This window comes from Kingella sp. (in: b-proteobacteria), assembly GCF_030527935.1.
Taxonomy (GTDB): domain Bacteria; phylum Pseudomonadota; class Gammaproteobacteria; order Burkholderiales; family Neisseriaceae; genus Kingella_B.
Map to the genome: position 1 here is coordinate 1 of NZ_JAUMZV010000068.1, position 4,274 is coordinate 4,274.

The 4,274-nt window shown below is 54.7% G+C and carries 3 protein-coding genes; all 3 read left to right on the forward strand.

All coding sequences use genetic code 11. From position 1 onward, the window contains the following. Window positions 1–164: 164 nt before the first annotated feature. The 3 genes from ligA (at window position 165) to asd (ending at window position 4,179) form a co-directional block, all read left to right on the forward strand. Complete coding sequence (gene ligA, locus Q4A85_RS13100; RefSeq protein ID WP_303111058.1) at window positions 165–2,504, forward strand: NAD-dependent DNA ligase LigA; 2,340 nt, start codon at window positions 165–167, stop codon at window positions 2,502–2,504. A 22-nt stretch (window positions 2,505–2,526) separates the two neighbouring features. After that, window positions 2,527–2,907, forward strand: coding sequence for a hypothetical protein (locus Q4A85_RS13105; protein WP_303111060.1), 381 nt, complete (start codon window positions 2,527–2,529; stop codon window positions 2,905–2,907). 159 nt (window positions 2,908–3,066) lie between these two features. Further along, entirely contained in the window at window positions 3,067–4,179 is a 1,113-nt protein-coding gene (gene asd, locus Q4A85_RS13110) for an aspartate-semialdehyde dehydrogenase (protein WP_303111062.1), read from the forward strand. Window positions 4,180–4,274 lie beyond the last annotated feature (95 nt).

A 4,274-nucleotide genomic window follows, 5' to 3' on the forward strand; every position in this document is an offset into this window, starting at 1 on the left:
ATGGTTATGTGTGATGATTAAAAAATAGGCAGCATACTTTTTAGGACATTACCTTAATTGGCAATCTATTGCACAAAAGCAGATGCCCCGCGCATCTGCTTTTTCCTTTTGATGCAGCCTGAAATCCCCTAAAATCCCCACTTTCCATTTTCAGGCTGCCTATCATGCCCCAACAAGCTCAACAAAAAATCCAAACCCTAACCGCCCAGCTCAACCAATACGCCCACGAATACTACACGCTTGATGCGCCCAGCGTGCCCGATAGCGAATACGACCGCCTATACCGCGAATTGGAAGCGTTGGAAGCGCAATATCCCGCTTTCAGGCTGCCTGAGAGCCCCACCAACCGCGTGGGCGGCGCGGTGCTGGATGGCTTTGAAACGGTTGTCCATGCCGTGCCGATGTTGTCGCTGGCGAATGCGTTTTCGCCGCACGATGATGAATCGGACGCGTTTGACCACGCCGAAATGCTCGCGTTTGACGAACGCGTGTGCAAGGATTTGGGCACATCGCAAACCGAATACATTATTGAACCAAAATTTGACGGCTTGGCGGTTAGCCTGTTGTATCAAAACGGCATTTTGGTTCAGGCTGCCACGCGCGGCGATGGCACAACGGGCGAGGATGTAACCGAAAACATCAAAACCGTGCGCAATATTCCCTTGAAGCTGCGCGGCGACGAAGTGCCTGATTTGATTGAAGTGCGCGGCGAAGTGCTGATGCTGAAAGCGGATTTTGCCGCGCTCAATGCCCGCCAGCTGGACGCGGGGCAAAAGCCGTTTGCCAATCCGCGCAATGCCGCAGCGGGCAGCTTGCGCCAGCTTAATTCGGCGATTACGGCGCAGCGCAAACTGCATTTTTTTGGCTACGGCATCGCGCGTTTGAGCACGGCGTTTAGGCAGCCTGAAAACCATGCGCAGGAGATTGAGCTGCTGGCGCGGCTGGGGTTTAGCGAGCCGCAAGCGCAAATTCGCGTGTGCGCCCATATCCGCGAAGTGCTGGATTTTTACGAAACCATGTCGCAGCAACGCCCCAGCTTGCCTTATGAAATTGACGGCATGGTGGTGAAAGTGAACGATTTGCGGCAGCAGCAAACGCTGGGCTTTGTGTCGCGCGCGCCGCGCTGGGCGATTGCGCACAAATTCCCCGCCGAAGAAGCCTTGACCACGGTTGAAGCGATTGATGTGCAAGTGGGGCGCACGGGCTCAATCACGCCTGTGGCGCGGCTGAAACCTGTGTTTGTGGGCGGCGTAACCGTAACCAACACCACGCTGCACAACCAAGACGAAGTGTCGCGCAAAGATGTTCGCGTGGGCGATACCGTGGTGGTGCGCCGCGCGGGCGATGTGATTCCCGAAGTGGTGCGCGTGGTGCTGGAACGCCGCCCGATGCGCAACGTGGATTTGCTGGGCGAGCGGCAAGAGCCGCAGCATCCCGCTTTCAGGCTGCCTGAAAGCTGTCCCGTGTGCGGCAGCGCGGTGGAACGCGAAATCGGCGAAGCGGTCGCCCGCTGCACAGGCGGCATCGTGTGCAAAGCCCAACGCGCGCAAGGGTTGATTCACTTCGCCAGCCGCAAAGCGATGGATATTGTCGGCTTGGGCGACAAGCAGATTGAAGCCTTGGTGGAACAAGATGTGTTGCACAGTTTTGCCGATATTTATCAATTAGATATAACCAAGCTGCGAACCATCAAAGACAGCAAATCAGGCGCGAACAAATGGGCGCACAATATTTTGGACGCGATTGCCGCCAGCCGCCAGCCGCCGCTTGCCCGCTTCTTGTTTGCGCTTGGCATTCGGCATGTGGGCGAAAGCACCGCCAAGCAGCTTGCCGCCGCGTTTGGCGATTTGAACACCGTGCGCCGCGCCCCCGAGCCTGTGCTCGCCTGCCTGCCCGACATCGGCAGCGTGGTCGCCCATTCCATCGCCCATTTTTTCAGGCTGCCTGAACAACAAAAATTGCTGGACGATTTATTGCAATTCGTGTCGCCGCAAACCGCCGCGCGGGCAAGCAATGTGCGCGAATACGCCACGCCCGCACGCTGGTTGGCGCGATTGCCCGACTACAAAATCAGCGAAAAACGCGCCCAAGAATTGTGGGATTTGGCAGGCGGCAGCATCGCGCAACTGCTCGCCGACAACGCCCTGCCGCAAGACTGGCAAACATGGCGCAGGCAGCCTGAAAACGCCCAACTCTTGCGCGATATAGATGCCTTTCTCGCCCAACTGCCCGCGCCATCCATGCAGCCTGAAAACGCCCTTTCAGGCAGCCTGAAAAGCGAAATCGCAGGCAAAACCTTCGTGCTCACAGGCACGCTGCCCACATTAAAACGCGACCAAGCCAGCGCGATGATTGAAGCCGCAGGCGGCAAAGTGAGCGGCAGCGTGTCCAAGAAAACCGATTTTGTGGTGGCAGGCGTAGAAGCAGGGTCTAAACTGGAAAAAGCGCAGAACTTGGGGATAACGGTGTTGAGCGAAGAAGAGTTGTTGGGGATGCTGGGGTAAAGGGCTGATTATGAAACGAACTATGTTTATCCGAAAAAATGGCGTTGGATTTCAATGCGTTTTGGATGATGTAACCACCGATGACTACCGCGCTCAAATCACGTTAAGCGACAACCAGATGAGCATCACCAAAACAGCAGACGATTTTTTTGAAGCCCTGCGCCAAATAAGATTGGAACTGGAAACGCAAAACGCGATGATTTTATGCAACGGCGCAACAATAGACGCTTATCCGTCTGGCGTGAGCCGTCAAATGAGCCTTGGGCGCATTGCGTATTTGAACCAAATGGGGCAGTCCGCCCAGCAGAAAGTCGCTATTTTTGATAAAACCGAATCGGATTGGGTTGCATCTGTTGCCGAGCAAGATAAGTATTATCACGCTTGGTTAGCGAGCTTGTCCTGATAGATGGGATAGGCAGCCTGAAAAGATATCCAACCACGTTTTCAGGCTGCCTATCCCACCCCAATAGGCAGCCTGAAACCCATATCCCCCCTTTACAAAACCCTAACAAACGATTAAAACCCCACCTTTTCCATCCACACCATATATTAGGAGACCAACATGAAAGTAGGATTTATCGGCTGGCGCGGCATGGTCGGCTCAGTCTTGATGCAACGAATGCGCGAAGAAAATGACTTCGCCCACATCCCCGAAGCCCACTTCTTCACCACATCCAACGTAGGCGGTGCCGCCCCCGATTTCGGGCAAGCCAATAAAACCCTGCTGGATGCCAACAATGTTGCCGAACTCGCCAAAATGGACATCATCGTAACCTGCCAAGGCGGCGATTACACCAAATCCGTCCACGAACCCCTACGCGCAAGCGGCTGGAATGGCTACTGGATTGACGCAGCTTCCGCGCTGCGCATGAAAGACAACGCCATCATCGTGCTAGACCCCGTAAACCGCAATGTGATTGATGCAGGTTTAAAAAACGGCATCAAAGACTACATCGGCGGCAACTGCACCGTATCGCTGATGCTGATGGCACTCGGCGGCTTGTTCCAAAACGGCTTAGTAGAATGGGCAACCAGCATGACTTATCAAGCCGCATCAGGCGCGGGTGCGAAAAATATGCGCGAACTGATTAGCGGCATGGGCGCGGTGCACAGCCAAGTCGCCGCCGAGCTTGCCGACCCCGCCAGCGCGATTTTGGCGATTGACCGCAAAGTATCCGACTTTTTGCGCTCCGAAGAGTACCCCAAAGCCAACTTTGGCGTGCCATTGGCAGGCAGCCTGATTCCGTGGATTGATGCCGATTTAGGCAACGGGCAATCCAAAGAAGAATGGAAAGGCGGCGTGGAAACCAACAAAATTTTGGGCGCAAATCGCCCCGTGATTGTGGACGGCTTATGCGTTCGCATCGGCGCAATGCGCTGCCACAGCCAAGCCATCACGCTGAAACTGAAAAAAGATTTGCCACTGGCAGAAATTGAACAAACCATCGCCAGCGCAAACGAATGGACAAAAGTTGTCCCCAACACCAAAGAAGCCACTATTCACGAGCTGACCCCCGCAGCGGTAACAGGCACGCTGGCAACACCAGTTGGGCGCATTCGCAAGCTGGAAATGGGCGGCGAATACATCAGCGCGTTTACCGTAGGCGACCAGTTGCTGTGGGGCGCAGCAGAGCCGATTCGCCGTATGCTGAATATCGTATTGGGTAAGCTGTAATATTTAACGTTTGTCTTAATATAGGCAGCCTGAAAGCCCCTTAACCCCATTTCAGGCTGCCCAGTTAAACCATGCAGCAAACAAAAAAACCATTA

Excerpts from the sequence above, each read along its gene's own strand:
- ligA (WP_303111058.1), top strand. The coding sequence starts at position 165 with ATGCCCCAACAAGCTCAACAAAAAATCCAAACCCTAACCGCCCAGCTC.
- Q4A85_RS13105 (WP_303111060.1), top strand. The coding sequence starts at position 2,527 with ATGTTTATCCGAAAAAATGGCGTTGGATTTCAATGCGTTTTGGATGAT.
- asd (WP_303111062.1), top strand. The coding sequence starts at position 3,067 with ATGAAAGTAGGATTTATCGGCTGGCGCGGCATGGTCGGCTCAGTCTTG.